At 58.2% G+C, this 18,542-nt stretch carries 11 protein-coding genes; all 11 read left to right on the forward strand.

Annotation, left to right across the window (positions count from 1 at the left end):
- Positions 1–58: 58 nt before the first annotated feature.
- Entirely contained in the window at positions 59–4,093 is a 4,035-nt protein-coding gene (gene eccCa, locus J5Y21_RS03780) for a type VII secretion protein EccCa (protein WP_210572995.1), read from the forward strand.
- A gap of 96 nt (positions 4,094–4,189) precedes the next feature.
- Entirely contained in the window at positions 4,190–4,960 is a 771-nt protein-coding gene (locus J5Y21_RS03785; protein ID WP_210572996.1) for a hypothetical protein, read from the forward strand.
- On the forward strand, positions 4,950–5,276 hold the full coding sequence (locus J5Y21_RS03790) for a hypothetical protein (RefSeq protein WP_210572997.1): 327 nt from the start codon (positions 4,950–4,952) through the stop codon (positions 5,274–5,276). The genes J5Y21_RS03785 and J5Y21_RS03790 overlap by 11 nt, the downstream gene beginning before the upstream one ends.
- Positions 5,277–5,579 carry a WXG100 family type VII secretion target gene (locus J5Y21_RS03795; RefSeq protein WP_210572998.1) on the forward strand — a complete coding sequence of 101 codons (303 nt, stop codon included), beginning with the start codon at positions 5,277–5,279 and terminating at the stop codon, positions 5,577–5,579.
- Positions 5,580–5,653: 74 nt separating this feature from the next.
- The gene (locus J5Y21_RS03800; RefSeq protein ID WP_210572999.1) at positions 5,654–5,992 is read left to right on the forward strand and encodes a WXG100 family type VII secretion target; all 339 of its coding nucleotides are present in this window, start codon (positions 5,654–5,656) and stop codon (positions 5,990–5,992) included.
- Positions 5,993–6,039: 47 nt separating this feature from the next.
- The gene (locus J5Y21_RS03805; RefSeq protein ID WP_210573001.1) at positions 6,040–6,333 is read left to right on the forward strand and encodes a WXG100 family type VII secretion target; all 294 of its coding nucleotides are present in this window, start codon (positions 6,040–6,042) and stop codon (positions 6,331–6,333) included.
- A 62-nt stretch (positions 6,334–6,395) separates the two neighbouring features.
- Entirely contained in the window at positions 6,396–11,516 is a 5,121-nt protein-coding gene (locus J5Y21_RS03810) for a DUF6531 domain-containing protein (RefSeq protein WP_210573003.1), read from the forward strand.
- Positions 11,468–12,526 carry a hypothetical protein gene (locus J5Y21_RS03815; RefSeq protein WP_210573004.1) on the forward strand — a complete coding sequence of 353 codons (1,059 nt, stop codon included), beginning with the start codon at positions 11,468–11,470 and terminating at the stop codon, positions 12,524–12,526. Before J5Y21_RS03810 ends, J5Y21_RS03815 begins: the two co-directional genes overlap by 49 nt.
- Positions 12,527–12,589: 63 nt before the next feature.
- Positions 12,590–13,648, forward strand: coding sequence for a hypothetical protein (locus J5Y21_RS03820; RefSeq protein ID WP_210573005.1), 1,059 nt, complete (start codon positions 12,590–12,592; stop codon positions 13,646–13,648).
- A gap of 52 nt (positions 13,649–13,700) precedes the next feature.
- A complete protein-coding gene (locus J5Y21_RS03825) occupies positions 13,701–14,675 on the forward strand; it encodes a DUF3068 domain-containing protein (protein WP_210573006.1) in 975 nt (324 codons plus the stop codon).
- A 334-nt stretch (positions 14,676–15,009) separates the two neighbouring features.
- The gene (locus J5Y21_RS03830; protein ID WP_210573044.1) at positions 15,010–18,507 is read left to right on the forward strand and encodes a DNA-directed RNA polymerase subunit beta; all 3,498 of its coding nucleotides are present in this window, start codon (positions 15,010–15,012) and stop codon (positions 18,505–18,507) included.
- Positions 18,508–18,542 lie beyond the last annotated feature (35 nt).

Genomic DNA, 18,542 nt, shown 5'->3' on the forward strand with positions numbered 1-18,542 from the left:
GACAGGTGCGTATATCTGAGCTGAACGTTTGCGCAGCCCTGACTTAGAATGCGGGGTTATGAGCACCCGCATTGTCCATCGGCCTGCACGTCTGCACAGAACTATTCCCCAGGAAAAGCCGCTGGATGTGGCTCAGATTCCTACGATTCGGGCACGCTCAGGTGGGGCTAACGCCCTCACACTTATGATGCCCATCGTCGGCGGAACCGGCATGGTTTTGATGATGATGTCGTCAGGTAATCCGATCCGAATGGTCGTTGGCGGTGTCATGTTTGTCGCGGTGATCTTGGGTGCGATTGGCATGTTCATTCGCCAGCGAACTGGCTCGCGCCGCCAGGCGGAGGAGGAACGTACCCGATTTCTGGAACACCTTCAGGAGCTGGAGGAAGAGGTGCGTGAGGTTGCTCAAAAGCAGCAGGTTGAAGCTTTAACGCGGCACCCCCATCCACGCTCGCTGCTGGATGTCACGCGTGACCCTTACCGTTTGTGGGAGCGCCGGCGGGGTGATGAGGATTTCCTGGTTGCCCGACTTGGGACTGGAGTGGGAACGATGGCCCGTGGAATCAATGTGCCACCAGCGAAGGACCCGATGTCGGTTGCCGAGCCGCTTTCGCAAGCGCACTTGGATCGGATGATGCGCAGGACGAGCACCATCGAAGGGCTGCCGATCGCGATTCCGGCACGTGGAGTCGTTTCGCTCGTTGGGCCGGCTGAAATCACTGCCGAAGCTGTTCGCAGCATTGTTTCTCAGATCGCGGTGTTCCACGCACCTGATGATGTGAGACTGCACCTTGGACTACCGCTCAGCAACAATGATGATGGACAGTGGGCACTGTGGCTGCCGCACCTTCTTTCCCCTGAGTCATTCGACGGCCCGATCGGCAAACGCAATGTCTCCTATGACGAGGAGACGTGTGAGGAATTATTAGCCGAACTTGACGAGCGTGCAGAGGAACTGGTGGAACGTTCCAGATACCAGCTTGCAGAACTCGACCGCGAGCATCTGGTGTTGGTGGTGAATATGGACCACCCGCACGGGAAGCTGATCAGTGCCAAGGCTGGGGCGATCCGGTCGCTTCAAGCTGCTCGGGTGACCCTGTTGGCTACTTCCTCGGTGCAACACTTGGAACCGTCGCATGTCGATGTTCGTGTGCTTTTTTCGCCAGACCGTTCGTTCAAGGTGCAGTTGCTGGACCGTGGTGAAATCCGCGAGCCTGAAAGCGGGGAAAAAGGGTACGCGGAACGTGTTCTCTACGGCGGCGACAAGGGGACTCTCGACGAGGTTAGCCCTGCTATTGCTGAAAGCGTCGCCCGGGGCGTTTCACCGCTTCGTCTCGTAGAGGATGCCTCGCCCGACTCGGCTTTGGAGCGCACGATCGCGCTAGACGACATGCTCGGGATCGCTAATTTCGCGTCCTACGACATCGAGCAAGCGTGGGCTCCAAACGGAGAACGGAGCTTTTTGAACGTTCCCTTCGGTATTGGCGCTGATGGTGAGCCGATGCGGTTGGATATCAAGGAGTCGGCTAAATCAGGTATGGGTCCGCACGGGTTGTGCGTCGGCGCGACTGGTTCAGGCAAATCGGAAGTGTTGCGCACGCTTGTTTTGTCCCAGGTGATCTGCCATCCGCCTGACCAGCTTTCGCTCGTTCTGGTCGACTTTAAGGGTGGTGCCACTTTCGCAGGGCTCGAGCCATTACCGCATACTGCCGCGATCGTTGACAATCTTGAAGATGGAGCCGGCCTGGTAGATAGGTTGCACGATTCAATCCTTGGAGAGATCCAGCGTCGTCAACGGGTATTACAGCAAGCCGGCAACCTGGCCAATGTGGGGGAGTACAACAAGCTCAGAGACGAGGGCAAGGTTACCGATCCTCTCCCTGTGCTTTTTGTGGTTATTGACGAGTTCGGTGAGTTGCTCGCAGCTAAACCAGACTTCATTGAATTGTTCGTCCAGATCGGGCGTATCGGCCGCTCGATCGGTGTCCATTTGTTGCTGGCTTCTCAGCGGCTGGAAGAAGGACGTCTGCGCGGTTTGGAATCCTACCTCTCGTACCGCATCGGCTTGCGTACGTTTTCCGCTCAGGAGTCTCGCGCAGCGATCGGCTCAACCGCCGCGCACGAGCTGCCGCCGATCCCTGGTTCGGGCTACTTGAAAGTGGACCCGGATATTTTTGACAGGTTCAAGGCGGCGTATGTTTCTGGACCATACGAGGCAATTGAGCAAGCTCACGAGCGCGAGTTGCCGCCTGTGCCAATGCCGCTGCACCTGACAAACACCACCGAGGAATGGTTGGCGCGCCGTCAAGCTGAATTCAACACTCAATTGGACAACCAGCGTGAGGCGCAACGGGCAGCTGCCGGTGACGATGCTGGTCAGATCCCGACGACCTTGGACGTCGTTGTCAGCCGACTTGCCCCAGCGGCCCCGAGGACACGCCAGATTTGGCTACCACCTCTGCCCGCCCAAATGAATCTCGTGGACACGTTAGGTTCCGTGACAGCTACGTCTGACCGCGGTTTGAGTGCGCCTTCGGCTGGGCACATGGTGCTTACGTTGGGCGTCAAAGACAAACCGATGGAGCAGTGGCAGGGCCCATTGACACTTGACCTGTCGGGCGCTGGTGGCAATGCGGCCATCATGGGTGCGCCTCAGTCAGGGAAAACGACTGCTTTGCGCACGCTCGTCACCTCAGCGGCGCTCACCCATACGCCCCAGGAAGTGAACTTTTATCTCATCGACATGGCTGGCTCCGCTCTCACATATTTAGAGGATTTGCCTCATGTCGGTACTGTGGCGACCCGGTTCGATCAGGATCAATTGCGGCGAACTGTTGCCGAGGTCGGTGCTTTCATGGTCGAGCGTGAGCAGCTGTTCTCGGCTCATCAAATCTCGGATGTCGATGAAATGCGCCGAATGCACAAGCAGGGGTTGCTTTCGAATCTTCCCGCTGCTGACATCGTGCTCGCCGTCGACGGTTGGGCCACGCTGAGGAAAGATTATGAAGATCTAGCGGATCAAATTTCCGAGATCGCACAACGCGGTTTGGCATACGGCATTCACGTCGTGCTTGTCACGGGCCGCTGGGCGGATTTTCGCCTGCAGCTGCAAGCTGTGATCGGCACACGACTTGAGTTCGCGTTGAATGACCCGATCGACTCTGCGATTGGGAAGAAGGTTTCGGAAGGGCTCGTGGGTCTTCCCACCGGCAGGGCCGCAACCGCGGATGGGCTGTACAGCCAGATTGCGCTTCCGGTTCTGGGGCGCGGATCTACTGCCAAGGGGGCAACGGCTCAGGAGACCGTTGAAACTATCGCTGAGGCCTGGCCGAAATCAAGTGCACCGAAGGTGCGTATGCTCCCTGCGGAAGTCTCGTTGGCATCGATTCGCACGTCGCACCCGACTGTGCCGCCGGTGCGAATGGGGTTGGCGGAGTCGACGTTGTCTCCGGCTCGATTCGACCCAGAGGGCGATGAGCGACACGTGTTGGTAATCGGTGACGCAAAGTCCGGAAAGACTACCGCACTGAAGACTTACATTTCCGAGATCTTGGAGGACAAGCAACCTGGCGATGTGATGTTCGGAGTGTGGGATTTGCGCCGTGGGTTGTTGGGGGCCGTGCCGGACGAGTTCCTTGGCGGCTTCGCTGGGACCAGGAAAGGCTGCGAAACTCTCGCTAAGGGCATAGCAGGAGAATTGGAGCGACGGCTACCAGGGCCGGATGTGACGGTCGAGCAGCTACGGAACCGCACATGGTGGAAAGGTCCGGAGATCTATCTGGTCGTTGATAATCTCGATAGCTTCGAAGGCAGCAGCAACCCACTCAAGCCCATCGTTCCGTTCATAAATCAGGCAGCTGACTTGGGGTTGCACATGATTGTTGCCCGCCGCTCCACAGGTATGGCTCGCGGCGGGTATGACCCGATCATGCAAGCGATACGGGAAGCAGGCGCAGCTGGAGTGCTGCTTTCCGGCGACCGCCAAGAAGGGGCGATTTACCCGCGGATTTTCCTGAAGCAACTTCCTCCGGGGCGTGCACAGTGGGTGAATCGAGCGGGCCGTGTGGAGATGATTCAGGTGGCGCGACCCTAAGAACACGCTTAAAGTGTCTTAAGCCAGTCTTTCAGGTGAGCCTAACGTGCTCTGACAAGATTCAAACGTATGTAGCTCCAACGAAAGGGTTAACGGATGGCACCTGCGGTCGCAGATGACAAGCCTTTAGTCGCGCTGCCAGAGAATGCACCTCGACCACCGTTTGTGTGGTCGGCCAGTCTGCCGACAACATGGCGCATCATTGATTTGGATCCATCGCGGATGGATTCGAATATCGCTAATTTGCTTCGCGACGATGATCTTGTTCCGGGGGTGCGGTTGAGCAGCGCACAACGCCGCGCGATGCAGCAGTCGTTGAAGGACATGGCCACCCAAGCTAGGGAAGCTGGTGTTTTGCTGGCCCTTGTGCAGCCGGGTGTGGACGACGGAGAGATTTCGGTGGTTCCCTTACTTCTTCGTTGGGCGGACTCTGCACCAGTTCCGGCAAGTGTGCTATCCGCTCAAAAGCAAGTGGGCTCTAAGGCCGACACAAGCGTTGAGCCTACGAGATCCGGCGAAAGCTTTTTGCTTGCTTGCACCGAGGGACAAGCTGGGCCGCTAACTCAGCGGAGAACGGTCTACCATCACCAGGCATTCGTGCCGATTGCTTCCAGCACGTGGACGCTGACGGTGTCCTCCACCGCTCCTAGCGAATCTGTCAGCAGCGAAGTACGGGACATTGTTGCTAGGGTGGCAGCCAGTGTGATGGGTCACACTGAAATCACCGCCTCGGCATGCATCCTCAGCGACGCTGTTGAGCATGAAAAGAAAGCCGAGACGGAAGAGAATAATGAAGTGGAGAAGCCTGGAGCGGGATTGTCCCGTGTCTGGGTGCGTGGAGAGGGGGTTTACAATCATGCCGAGTGATTACTGGCGGGTGCCAATCACAGACCTGCAGACAATTGACGCAAAGCTCAAGGCTTTGGACGAGAGTGTGTCCTCTGTAGAAAAAGCCGCCGATGGAGCAGAAGGCGTCGACGATATTCATGGGGCGAAAATCACTTCAGCGGTCAGTGGCTTCTTTAGTGATTGGAAGGCATCGCGCGAATCGTTGCTAGACAACGTTGGGGTGCTCGGAGAGGCAGCGGGCATGATCGCTTCCACTGCGGAGACATTCGACACGGAAGTGGCCGGCAACCTCAACGAAATGGCAGGACAGCTGCGTCCCGGGGAGGGTGCGTAGATGTCGGCTGGTGTTTATGCGTTTCGTACCTCTCATGCGGATGAAGGTTCCTCCGACATTGTGTCCGTGATGAAAAGCATTCGGGAGACTATCGACAGGATTCGCAGTGACGTAGATGCGCTGAAACCCGATTGGGAAGGGTCTGAAGCGGAACTCTACGACAACATAAATCGGGAGTGGCGGAAAGCTGCTCGGCAGATCAACGACATCCTTAACGATGTTTCCAAGGCTCTCACCAGCATCAAAGATGCAAATGGTGAGGTGCGTACCCAAATCCAAACGGAGCTGGACAACATGACCTAGATCATCTCAACGGTTGAATTGAGCCAGCTTCCACTTCCTTCAGAAAAATACAGCTCCAAGAAAGGAATATTTCCATGTCCCAGTCGAACGAGATGTCCGTTGAGCACTCAGCGGTGTCGTCCCACGTTTCTTCGCTCCAGGACAACCACAGCCAGCTAAAGACGCAGTCGAGTCAGTTTCTCTCCGCCATCGAACCACTGAAGAACTCCTGGAAAGGCACCTCGGTAGCCGCATGGGAGAACATGACGAATGCGTGGCACGACAACATGGAAGATATCAACAATGCGCTTGAACAGCTGACTGGCCGTGTGGAACAGGCCGGTAAGGACTACCAGGCCGGCGAGGAAGAGCAGACCTCGATGCTTCAGCAGCGTTTCGCTGGCATGGAATTCAACAACGGTCCGATCCTCTAATCCCAATCCAACACATACCCAGATCTAATTCTTAAAGGAGCGCCATTATGGGTGTTTATGCGTACAACCGTCAGGATGCGGAGCAGACCGCTGATGATCTGAACAGTGTCATGGACGGCATTGAGTCGACGTTGTCTGAGATGGAATCCGATATCCAAAAATTGTCTGCTGGTTGGGAAGGCTCCGAGCAGGAGACCTACCGCGGTGTTCACGGCAAGTGGACCTCTGCGGCACAGAACATCAAGTCGATTTTGGGCCAGGTTCGTTCGGCCCTTGATGAGAACACGTCGGCTGTGACTGAGACTCGTTCCCGCGCTTCTCAGTCGCTTGTTGGTGAGTAATCCGTATTAAGTAAAACTAGCTTCCCGATTCGGGTCCTGATTGCGAAAGGTCTCTACGAGTAATGCCTGTGCCGAGTTTGCCGCCGTTTTTCACCTTCCGCCCGGATAATTTCCACATTGGAGGCAGCGTATCGACGTTGATGGCAGCTGCCGTTCGGTGGCGTACCTTCGGTGATAGCGCGCTTGAGGCTGCCTCCGCGATGCGGTCGATCAACGATGGCGGCTTTGAAGGGACAGAGGGCGACAGGTTCAGGGAGCTAGTTAACAGTGATTTCCCGTCAAACTTGCAAGTGACGGGTGATGCTCACGTTGGTGTCGCCGACGCAATCTCGCGTTATGCCACTTTGTTGAGTGAGCGTAAGGCGGAAATGGCGACTCTTGAGACCACCGCTCGTGGCAGTCATGCGGCCGTCAACGCTGCCGCCGCTAATGTCAACGCTGCTGAGGCAGCTCTGGCGGCCGCTCCGGATCCAGCGTCGAAGTCGGCCGCGGCGGCCGCGTTGGCGGCGGCGACCGCAGAACATCAAGCGGCGCTCGGCGTCTGGGAAGGGAACCTTGCAACCGCGCAGGGTATCCGCACCATGCTCGGAACAGATGCTGAAGCACAAGCTGCCATCATTGATACACAGTCGCGCAAAGCGTTCAAGGACAACCCGAAGCCGTGGGAAGCTGCATGGGACGCGGTGAGCGATTGGCTGAACGAGCACGGGGATATCCTGAGCTTCATCGCGGATGCACTGCAGATTGTCGGTGCGATCGCGATGTTCATCTGCCCCGTTGTCGGTGCTGTACTGCTGGGCATTGGCGTCGGCTTGAAGGGGCTTTTGGCGGCGGCTGGTGTGGTCAGCTGGGGTGAATTCGCCTTCGACCTGGCGACTGCTGGCCCGCTAGGGGTGTTAGGCAAAGCCGTAAAGGCCGGAAAACTAGGCACCACGGCGGCCAAAGGCCTGAACAAGGCATCGAGCATGGGCACAAAAGCCTTGTCGTCGGTGAAATCTGCTGCTTCCTCTGCAGCATCGAAGGCTGCACTGAAGACGGCTGGCGGGATCAACAGAGTCGGTAGCGAGAAATTGGCAAAGAGCTTCTATCGCACTGTCACTCGTGGCGATGAAGTCTGCTTCAAACTTGAGCCGGTGGATATGGCCACCGGCAATATGGTCGATTTCAAAACGGATGTCTTCATCGATGGCATCCTCCCGTTGGTGCTCGACCGTAATGCGAACACGAACCATGAATTAGGACGTGCCCTCGGCCCGCGTTGGGTTTCGACGATGGATATCCGGCTCGAGATTTGTGCTGATGAAGTGCTAATGTTGGCGCCCGATGGCGCTCTTCTGACGTTCCCGCCGGCGCCGACCGACGGTTCGGAGGTTCGCGCAGACGGACGCCCGTGGTTGTTGTCTTATGCAGACGGCGCATATCGGGTGCGAAATATCGCTGCTGGTTTGACCTATTCTTTCCGCTTGTTCGATCTCGATTGTGACAGTGAGGATACAGCGTCCCCAGGGGTGAAGGATGAATCACCCTCGTTGGGTGGGTCCTATGTGGCAGCGATTATTCCGTCTGGTTCTTTGGCGGAAACGGTCGATGCCGGGATGGAAGTCGGGCTTTCCAGCGTGGTTCACCATACCGGTGCCTCGATCGAATACACCTGGGATGTAGTCTCAGGGCACATGGTGCGTATGCGCCGCAGCGATGGCACAATTCTTGACCTTGAATGGGATAAAGCTGTCGGCCGAGTGGCCCATGTTTACGTTTCAAACCCGTCAACCCACCCGGATGAAGATCCTCTGAGGTTAATCTCCTACGCATACGATGCTTACGGGCAATTGATCCGCGTCATTAATTCCAATGATGGTGCGTTGGAATACCACTACGACGAACACGGACGGATGAATGCTTGGACGGACCGAAATGGAGTGTCCTACTTTTACCGGTTCGATGAATTCGGCCGGGTGCACTCTCAGGTCGGTACTGGTGGCATGTTCCCGAACATCGTCTATTGGGCCGATGATGAAGGTGATGATGCGCCAGAGGGCGGTCGTTTGTGTGTAGCGATTGAGACCGCCGGGGAGTTTAAGGGCGACCCACTGGAGTTGGGCAACAGCGTTGTCGATGAGTATTTCGCTCGCCTCGAGGAATTACCACTCTACAAAGCGCTCGTCGAAGGAGGGCTAACAGCCGCAGGCATCACTGGTCGCGGACGTACTTCTTCTCGCGACGACGAAACCTGGACCGTGCCAGGCGAGTGGCTGCACGATGACTTTCTTGGCGATATCCGCCCGACTGTGTATCGCTCCACGCCGGCTGGTGACGTGTGGCGCATTGTCACTCCCGAAGGCGGAATCGAGGACACCTCGTACAACGAATATCACCAGAAAACTGCGATTACGAACTCCGCAGGTGCGACGACTAGCTACACGTTCAACGAAGACGGTGTATTGGTAGCTACTGCGTACCCTGGAGGATTGACTGAGTACGTTGAACCAGGTGCGTGGGCAAAGCCCGTGCGTATCTTAGGTACGGACGGGCTTGCCACCGAATGCGAGATCGATACATTTGGGCTGGTGTCCGCTGTGACTACACCAGCTGGAGAAACGACTGCTCACTCCTATGATGTGCGGTCCAGCGGAATCGTTCCAGCAGCTACGATCCGTCCTGATGGGACTACCACCGCGATTGAGGCTGATGATGCTGGGCGCATCATAGCGACCACGGACGCCGCGGGGCGGCGAACGAGCATTCTTCGCGACGTTCGGGGTCTGCCAATTGAAACTATTGACCCGGCAGAGGCTTGTACACGTATTGAATACACACCTGAGGGTTGGCCCGCACTTGTAACACACCCCGACGGCACCCAGGTGTCCGCCGTTTATGACGGTGAAGGTAACCAAGTCTCATCAACGAACGAGATCGGCGCAGTGACGACGAGCCATTTCACTGTGTTCGACAAACTCAGCGCTGCAACGGATGCCACCGGAGAAACAACGCGCGTGGAATATAACACGCAGATGCAGCCGGTGCGTCTTAGGAATGCTGACGGAAATGTGTGGCAATACGCTTATGACCTAGACGGTATGGTTGTTGGCGAAATCGACTACAACGGAATTGCCCGAACGAACACACTCAGCGCCGATGGTTTGACTAGCACAGTTACTACTCCAGCGGGAACAACTACTTACGTGCGTCATCCTGACGGCCGGACACACACAGTCTCAGATGCGCTGGGAGTGAAAACTTATTTTTACAACGAATTCAACCACCTAACCGGCATTCAAGGCCCCCAAGCCACAATCGAGTTCGAGCGCGATGGGTACCAACGGATAATTAAGGAGACCGTGACCCTTCCGAGTGGGGAATCGACCGTTCACGCGCTAACCATCGACGCTACCGGAAACGTCGCATCTGAGCATGTCACTTTGCCCCTCGGGGACGCGTTTACCACCACATTCAAACGCGACGAAGGAGGCGAAATCGCTGGAACGACTCACACACGCAAGCTGCCTGGATCCGAGCTAACCGAAATCGTTGCGGAGATGCGGTACAGAAAAGATGCGCGTGGCGTCCGTAGCCAACTGTCTACTGGTTCTGTTATTCGTAACTTCGGCAGGGATGCTCGCGGTCGCACAAGAGCTGATACTTTGTCTGTGCTAGATAACAGTGCAGAAGGTGGTCTCCGCACCGTCTCGTCGCGCATGTTCACGTGGCGAAATGACAGTGCGCTATCAATGGTTACCGACTTCCTGCGCGGTGTTACTTCTTTTGATCTCGATTCTGTGGGGCGAGTCACTCGGCTAAACCGAATTTCGAATTCCAGAGATAATTCGGTCACAGAGGGTGAGAGGAGTTTGGTAGAAGAGCACTATGGATTCACCGCTGCTGGCGTTCTCAATTTGATTAACGCACCAGACCCTGAAACCCCATTGTCGGATAACGGTCGTTCCAAGTCTGATTGCCGGGTCGAGTTCAATGGCACTATGCCAACGCGGGTGGGGCGTTCCACCTACATGTACGACGCAGCCGGTCGTGTGATTCAGACCGTCACCAAGCGAATTAGTAAAAAGCCACTCACGCGCCGGTTTTTCTATGCATCTGGAGAACAACCTATTGGGTTTTCGACTTCCGATGAGCCAGAGATTGGGTACCGCTACGTTTACGATCCGCTAGGTCGACGTGTAGCCAAGGAACGCATCTGCAGTGTGACGGGGCGACTGATTGCCCGCACAGTGTTTACGCATTCGGATGATCAGATCATTGCTGAGCAGTTAACTTATTCATCCGAAGCGGAGACCTCCGGGAATGGCCGTGTGTGGACGGTAGATCCTGAAACTGGGTTCCTTACCGGGCAAATCGAATTTGCTCCGAAACGAATGAATGTATCCGGCGTCCCAGGGCCAGGCGGGCAAGCGGATTCCACTTTGTCTTTCGAGTTGATCATGGCCGATCTAGCCGGATCGCCTCAAGAACTTGTGAATCCCGACTCGGGTGATATCAGCGGTACGGCTGTGCAAACTCTATACGGAGTCCGCGCGTGGACCGGAAAAAGTGAATGCCCGTTGTTGTTCATGGGGCAGTACTCAGATGCAGAATCTGGGTGGGTGTACAATAGATATCGCTATTATGACCCACATGCCGGTGTGTACAACGGCCAGGATCCACTAGGCGTTAGCGGGCGAATTGCCTCCGCTCAAGGCTATGTTGATCATGCCGCGCACTGGTTTGATGCGTTGGGTTTGGAAGCACACAGCGTGACAGTAGACGAATTACGTGCAGCTGGCGTACCTGAAAGTGAGATCGCCAGGACAGAAAAGTGGCTCAATCACAATCCATCGTCGCGCGAAGTTACGGTTTACAGTGCGCATCGCAAAGACGGAAGCATGGAATATGTCGGCCAGACCAACGATTTTGAGCGAAGGCAAGGGGAACACGGAGAGCGCTTCGGAAATAGGCTTCGGGAAGCAAGGATCAATACCAAGGAGCTTTCAGAAGGCGCCGAAATGTTTACTCCACATCAGGCTCGGGCGCTTGAACAATCCGCAATCGTTGAGCACCGTATGCTTAAGGAGGGGGGAACTCTGGTGAATGCTAGGAACGAAATCGCGCCGGGTAGAGACATTCACGACAATGTCGTGATGTGGGCAAAGCATATGCGCGCAAAAGGCGCGGTAAAGTTTATTTTGTAGTGAGGGTTGGTTTGATGACGTATTTCATGGAGTTCGATGAGTCGATGAAGGCTATTCGGCCTTCGGATAATACGAGGCTTCGTATGCCGACGCGTGGTGGTGATCTGGAGGTCCACGTGTATGAGGCCAAGCACCGTAGTGGTGGTGCTTGTTTGGCAGCTGTTCCGCGCACTGCGGAGAATTTGGTTGTTTTGGGGCTTGGGGCTGATGTGGGAAGCGGGTCGGATTGGATCGTTCCGCCGTTTCCGTTGCTTAAGAATGCGTTCCGTAAAGGCGGGCCTTTTGTTCGGGATGGCAAGGTTGAATTTGTGCCGGGGGATTTTGATCCTGCGAAGGTCGCGGTTGGTGGGGACGAGTATCGTCCGGGGTTGCCTGGGTTTGTGCCGATAGAGCTTAAGGATGGGATTCCGCTTGATGTTGACAGTGTTGACTCCAGTGACTGGAATATCGAGATGTGGTTAAGGGGGTCGGCGATTCGTCCTGCCACGGAAGAAGAGCGTGGTTACCAGTTGGTTCCGTGGGATCTTTTCTCGATTGGGTTTTTGGATTTGTGGCTTGAGCAGTATCGTTGCTACCACCTTGGCCTGGAGATCCCTGTTGAGTTGAGCCGGCCGGATGAGGATATTGATCATGATGCTCAGGAATCTGAGTCGGCCTCGGGTCTGAAGATGCGTCTTGTCGAGCTCGGTGCGTCTGCTGGTGATTTGGACGGCCAGCATTCGGTCTATATCCAGGTTGTGGTTGATTCTGATTTGGATAAGGCTGTGGCTGCAACGGGGCATGAGGCCAACGGTTATTTCCTGGAGGGGTTGGCGGAGTACTTCAAGTCGACTGGCCAGATTGATGGCAGTGTGCAGTTTGATCCGGAGGGGCAGGGGATCGGTATTTACGGGGATCCCAAACACGTCGAGAAGGTTCAGGCTGTTTTCGGGGAGATTGCCGAGGCACCGGCTGAGATTGCGGGGTTGATTGAGAAAGCGGAGGCAGCCGGCATCGAATTCGACGATTAGTCTGGATCCTGCTGGTTTGGTGCTCTGAAAACGTAAGGCTTTGGTGGTTTTCTGACGGTGTTTGTGAAGTTGGATCCGGCAAACCAAAGAAAAGCTGTCAACGCTGAGGTTGTGCGGGTTGTAGAAGCGGTCAATCCGGAGTTGTTGGATTCGCTCGACATGGAGGGGCTGTGGATCAAGCAGTTGAAAGAACAGGCCTCGCGAGCGGAGCTCAATCAGATTCGTGAGGGGCTGCGTCCGCTGGGAGAGCGTTCTTTCGATGATCCGATTGCACGCTATATGTTCAGCTATTTCCCGGACTTAGGCGTGAAGAACCCAGACATCACCTACGTCATTGATGAGTTTGAGAGGCTCAAAGACGAAGAGTGGAGCTTCGATTTGAAGCGTGTGCTGAACTTCGATGCGACCATTTTGTGCAAGGCGATGTCGGCGGCCAACATTGATCAGCTCGACAGGCTGCTCCGGATTGGGTCGGACACGATCGCAGGGCAGCAATCCGTGGTGATCCAAGAGGGAGTGCGGAAGAAGTTCTTTCGTGAAGCGCCGGAGTTGGGATGGTTGGCGTCATCCCGCTTCCGGGGCAGAAGTAAGTATCTTGATGCTGCTCTTGATCGGATGGTGTCTGTTTCTGGTGAGGGTGTCGCGGCGAAGGCTGTGGGGGGTGCTTCGGCGGGCACAGAGACGCTGGCTGTTGAGACGCTGGATGATGCGGCGGTGAGTGGTCCGATTCCGATCTATGTGTCGGTGCCGGCTAAGGAGTATTCGGCGCTTCTGTCCGCTGATGCGCAGGCCCGGGCGGATGCGGTGTTCGAGGCGATGGAGGAAGAGACGTACCCGGTGGGGGACGTCGATAAGCTTCATGCGGCGACTCATCGCGTGCTGGTCGAGCTCGTGGGGGAGAAGGACGCGGCGGCGATTGTCTATGGCGGCACCGATCTGGATCCGCAACAGGAGACGGACGGGTTGAGGGGGAATGAGGCGGGTGTCGTCGATAAGCTTTCGTCCGTGCTCGCTGGTGTTGAGCTGGGGGCGGTGGAGAATTCCTATGCGGTGGGGGAGCTGGCCGCGTTTTACGCGGCGGCGGCTGGGCGTGGTGACGCGATCGCGGTGCTGATGAACTAGCGCGGCGTGGTGACTGTGTGTCAGGGGTGGGTGGGCTTGTAGACTCGCTCGCATGCTCCCTAAATCCCGCATCGTGTCGGCCCTGCTCGTCGGGCTCGGTCTGGCGTTGATCGTTGCGGGGCTCATCGCGCCGCGGTTTCTCAACGGCGACGCGCGGTTCCCGCTGAACCTGGAGAACACCACGTGGACGCTCCATGACCCGGAAGCGACGGTGGGGGAGGCCAAAGACGACGGCACGGCCAAAGACGTGACTGTGCCGCTCACGCGTCAGCTGCATATGACGGTGCAGAACCCGGCGACGGACAAGGCCGTGGCATTGCGAGTGGGCGACTCGCTGCTGCGCGGGGACAAAGAATCGGATTTTGAGAATCTGGTCACCGCCGCGACGTGGTCGATGCAGATGGACCGGAACACAGGGCTTATCGACGAGCCGGCGCGGGTGAGCACCGTGATGGCGCTGCCGGAAGAAACGGTCGACATCGACGGCGTGTGGCTGAAATTCCCGTCGGATGTGCAAAAGGAGAGCTACCCCGTCTTCGATCCGACGCTGCGCGCCGCTGTCGACGCGGAATTCACCGGTGAGAGTCAGCTGGCTGGGCGGACGGTCTACACCTTCACGCAGACCGTGCCCGACACCAATGTCGCGGAGCTCTACCCGGGCGAGCAGAACTCGCTGATGGTGCTCGGGCCCGACGGGGAAGCTAAAAAAGCGTTCAAGCACCACGCCGCTGAGCGTGAAATCACTGTCGACCAGATCACGGGCCTGGTCGTCGGGATCAACGAGAAGGTCGACGACTACTACGCGGACCGTGCCGGCGAGCGCGTGCGCGGGATCTACTCCTACGACGCGGCGATGGACGAGCAGCAGGTGGAGGCGCTGACCGGGCAGCTGCCCACGGTCACCCAGGGGCTTTCGCGCACCGTGACCTATGCCGTCATCGGGGCCGGTGCTCTGTTGGTGCTGACCGGTCTGATCGGTGCGTTCCGTCCGGGCGGCGGCCGGCGCGCGGAATCGCGCCACGCGTAGACGCGCTGCGCGCTGTGGCGTTACGGCGGGAGCGCCGCGCGGGGGGATCGTTTTCAGCGAGCGGCGGGAGGGATCGATCGATATCGGGTTGAAAGATATCAGTAGGGACCGCTTTACAAGCGGGCAGTGGGGGTATAAGCTGTCTCCTTTCGCTGGAAGCCGTCGCCAGTGTGTATGAGGAAAACCTTGGATCAATGCGAAAACATTGATTTGACAAGGTGATTTTGTGCATTCTGGACTCTTGGGGGCTTCCACAGCTGTCGCAGCTAACAATAAACGCTAATTATCCAGCGGGTGACCAGTGCATATGCGCCGTGTACGGGCCCCGCGTGAGGTGCTGGAAGGACCCATCTTGGCAGTCTCCCGCCAGACCAAGTCAGTGGCCACGATTCCCGGAGCTCCGGAGCGCTACTCGTTCGCGAAGATCGACGAGCCGATTGCGCTTCCTGGGCTCCTTGATGTTCAGTTAGAATCCTTCGCTTGGCTCGTCGGCACGCCCGAGTGGCGTGAGCGTCAGGCAGAAGAGCGCGGCGACGATGCCCGCATCACGTCCGGTCTCGAAGACATCCTGGAGGAGATCTCTCCGATCCAGGATTACTCGGGCAACATGAGCTTGTCTCTGTCCGAGCCGCGCTTCGAAGATGTCAAGTACACCATCGACGAGTGTAAAGACAAGGACATCAACTACTCCGCACCGTTGTACGTCACCGCGGAGTTCATTAACAACGACACCCAGGAGATCAAGTCCCAGACCGTCTTCATCGGCGACTTCCCGCTGATGACGGACAAGGGCACGTTCATCGTCAACGGCACCGAGCGTGTCATTGTCTCCCAGCTGGTGCGTTCCCCGGGCGTCTACTTCGACGAGACGATCGACAAGTCCACCGAACGTCCGCTCCACGCCGTCAAGGTCATTCCGTCGCGTGGTGCATGGCTGGAGTTCGACGTGGATAAGCGCGATACCGTCGGTGTCCGCATCGACCGTAAGCGTCGCCAGCCGGTGACCGTCCTGCTGAAGGCCCTCGGCTGGACCGAGCAGCAGATCAAGGACCGCTTCGGCTTCTCCGAGATCATGATGTCCACGCTGGAGAACGATGGCGTGGCCAACACCGACGAGGCACTGCTGGAGATCTACCGCAAGCAGCGCCCGGGCGAGCAGCCGACCCGCGATCTCGCGCAGTCCCTGCTCGAGAACGCTTTTTTCCGTGCGAAGCGCTACGACCTCGCACGCGTCGGCCGCTACAAGGTCAACCGCAAGCTCGGCCTCGGCGGCGACCACGAAGGTCTGATGACCCTGACCGAAGAGGACATCGCCACCACGCTCGAGTACCTCGTGCGCCTGCACGCGGGCGAGCGTGAGATGACCTCCCCGGAGGGCGTTGTCATCCCGATCAACACCGACGACATCGATCACTTCGGCAACCGCCGCCTGCGCACCGTGGGCGAGCTGGTGCAGAACCAGGTCCGCGTCGGCCTGTCCCGCATGGAGCGCGTCGTGCGCGAGCGCATGACTACGCAGGACGCTGAGTCGATCACCCCGACCTCCTTGATCAACGTCCGCCCGGTCTCCGCGGCGATCCGCGAGTTCTTCGGCACCTCCCAGCTGTCGCAGTTCATGGACCAGAACAACTCCCTGTCTGGCCTGACCCACAAGCGCCGTCTCTCCGCACTCGGCCCGGGCGGCCTGTCCCGTGAGCGCGCCGGCATCGAGGTCCGAGACGTCCACCCGTCGCACTACGGCCGCATGTGCCCGATTGAGACTCCTGAGGGCCCGAACATCGGCCTGATTGGCGCACTGTCTTCTTATGCACGTGTGAACCCGTTCGGCTTCATCGAGACGCCGTACCAGAAGGTCGTCGACGGCAAGATCACCGAGGAGATCGAATACCTTACCGCCGACGAGGAAGACCGCTACGCAATTGCTGAGGCGGCCACCGAGCACGACAAGGACATGAACATCACCGCCGAGCGCATCGAGGTGCGCCTCAAGGACGGCGATATCGGTGTCGTGGGTGCCAAGAACGTCGACTACGTCGACATCTCCCCGCGCCAGATGGTCTCCGTCGCTACGGCGATGATTCCATTCCTCGAGCACGACGACGCTAACCGCGCGCTCATGGGTGCGAACATGCAGAAGCAGGCAGTGCCGTTGCTGCGTTCCGACGCCGCGTACGTGGCCACCGGCACCGAGCTGCGCGCCGCGTACGACGCAGGCGACATCGTCATCGCCAAGAACGCTGGTGTTGTCGAGGATGTCACCGGTGACGTCATCACCATCATGGACGACGAGGGTCAGCGCGAGTCCTACCTGCTGCGCACGTTCGAGCGCACTAACCAGGGCACCTGCTACAACCAGACCCCGATCGTCTCCGCGGGCGACCGCGTTGAGGCCGGCCAGGTCATCGCCGACGGCCCGGGCACCAAGAACGGCGAAATGGCGCTGGGCACCAACCTGCTCGTGGCATTCATGCCGTGGGAGGGCCACAACTACGAGGACGCCATCATCCTCAACCAGCGCGTGGTGGAGCAGGACATCCTGACCTCCGTGCACATTGAGGAGCACGAGATCGATGCCCGCGACACCAAGCTGGGCGCCGAGGAAATCACCCGCGAGATCCCGAACGTCTCCGAGGACGTGCTCAAGGACCTCGACGAGCGCGGCATCATCCGCATCGGTGCGGACGTCCGCGACGGCGACATCCTCGTCGGCAAGGTCACCCCGAAGGGCGAGACCGAGCTGACCCCGGAGGAGCGCCTCCTGCGCGCCATCTTCGGCGAGAAGGCACGCGAGGTCCGCGACACCTCCCTGAAGGTGCCGCACGGTGAGACCGGCAAGGTCATCGCTGTCCGTCGCTTCTCCCGCGAGGACGACGACGATCTGTCGCCGGGTGTCAACGAGATGATCCGCGTCTACGTCGCCCAGAAGCGCAAGATCCAGGACGGCGACAAGATGGCCGGCCGCCACGGCAATAAGGGCGTCGTGGGCAAGATCCTCCCCGAGGAGGACATGCCGTTCATGGCTGACGGCACCCCGGTGGACATCATCCTGAACACCCACGGTGTGCCGCGTCGTATGAACATCGGCCAGGTCCTCGAGGTTCACTTGGGCTGGCTGGCGCACGCCGGCTGGACGGTCAACCCGGACGACCCGAAGAACGCGAAGTTGCTGGAGACCCTCCCGGAGCACCTCTACGACGTTCCGCCGGAGTCGCTGACCGCCACCCCGGTGTTCGATGGCGCCACCAACGAGGAGATCGCCGGCCTGCTGGCCAACACCAAGCCGAACCGCGATGGCGAGGTCATGGTGGACGGCGACGGCAAGACCGTGCTTTTCGACGGCCGCTCCGGCGAACCGTTCAAGTACCCGATCTCCGTCGGCTACATGTACATGCTCAAGCTGCACCACCTGGTGGACGAGAAGATTCACGCCCGCTCCACCGGCCCGTACTCCATGATTACCCAGCAGCCGCTGGGTGGTAAGGCACAGTTCGGTGGCCAGCGCTTCGGCGAGATGGAGGTGTGGGCAATGCAGGCGTACGGCGCTGCCTACACCCTGCAGGAGCTGCTGACCATCAAGTCCGATGACGTTGTGGGCCGCGTGAAGGTGTACGAGGCGATTGTCAAGGGCGACAACATCCCGGATCCGGGCATCCCGGAGTCCTTCAAGGTGTTGCTCAAGGAGCTGCAGTCGCTGTGCCTCAACGTCGAGGTGCTGTCCACTGACGGCACTCCGATGGAGCTGTCCGGCGACGACGACGAATACGACCAGGCAGGATCCTCGCTGGGCATCAACCTGTCCCGCGATGAGGGTTCCGCAGCCGACACGGCATAAGCGCGCTAGCGCTTCTGCCGTGCGTCGGCACGCAA

Origin of the sequence: Corynebacterium sp. Marseille-P3884, from assembly GCF_017942225.1 — a bacterium.
Taxonomy (GTDB): domain Bacteria; phylum Actinomycetota; class Actinomycetes; order Mycobacteriales; family Mycobacteriaceae; genus Corynebacterium.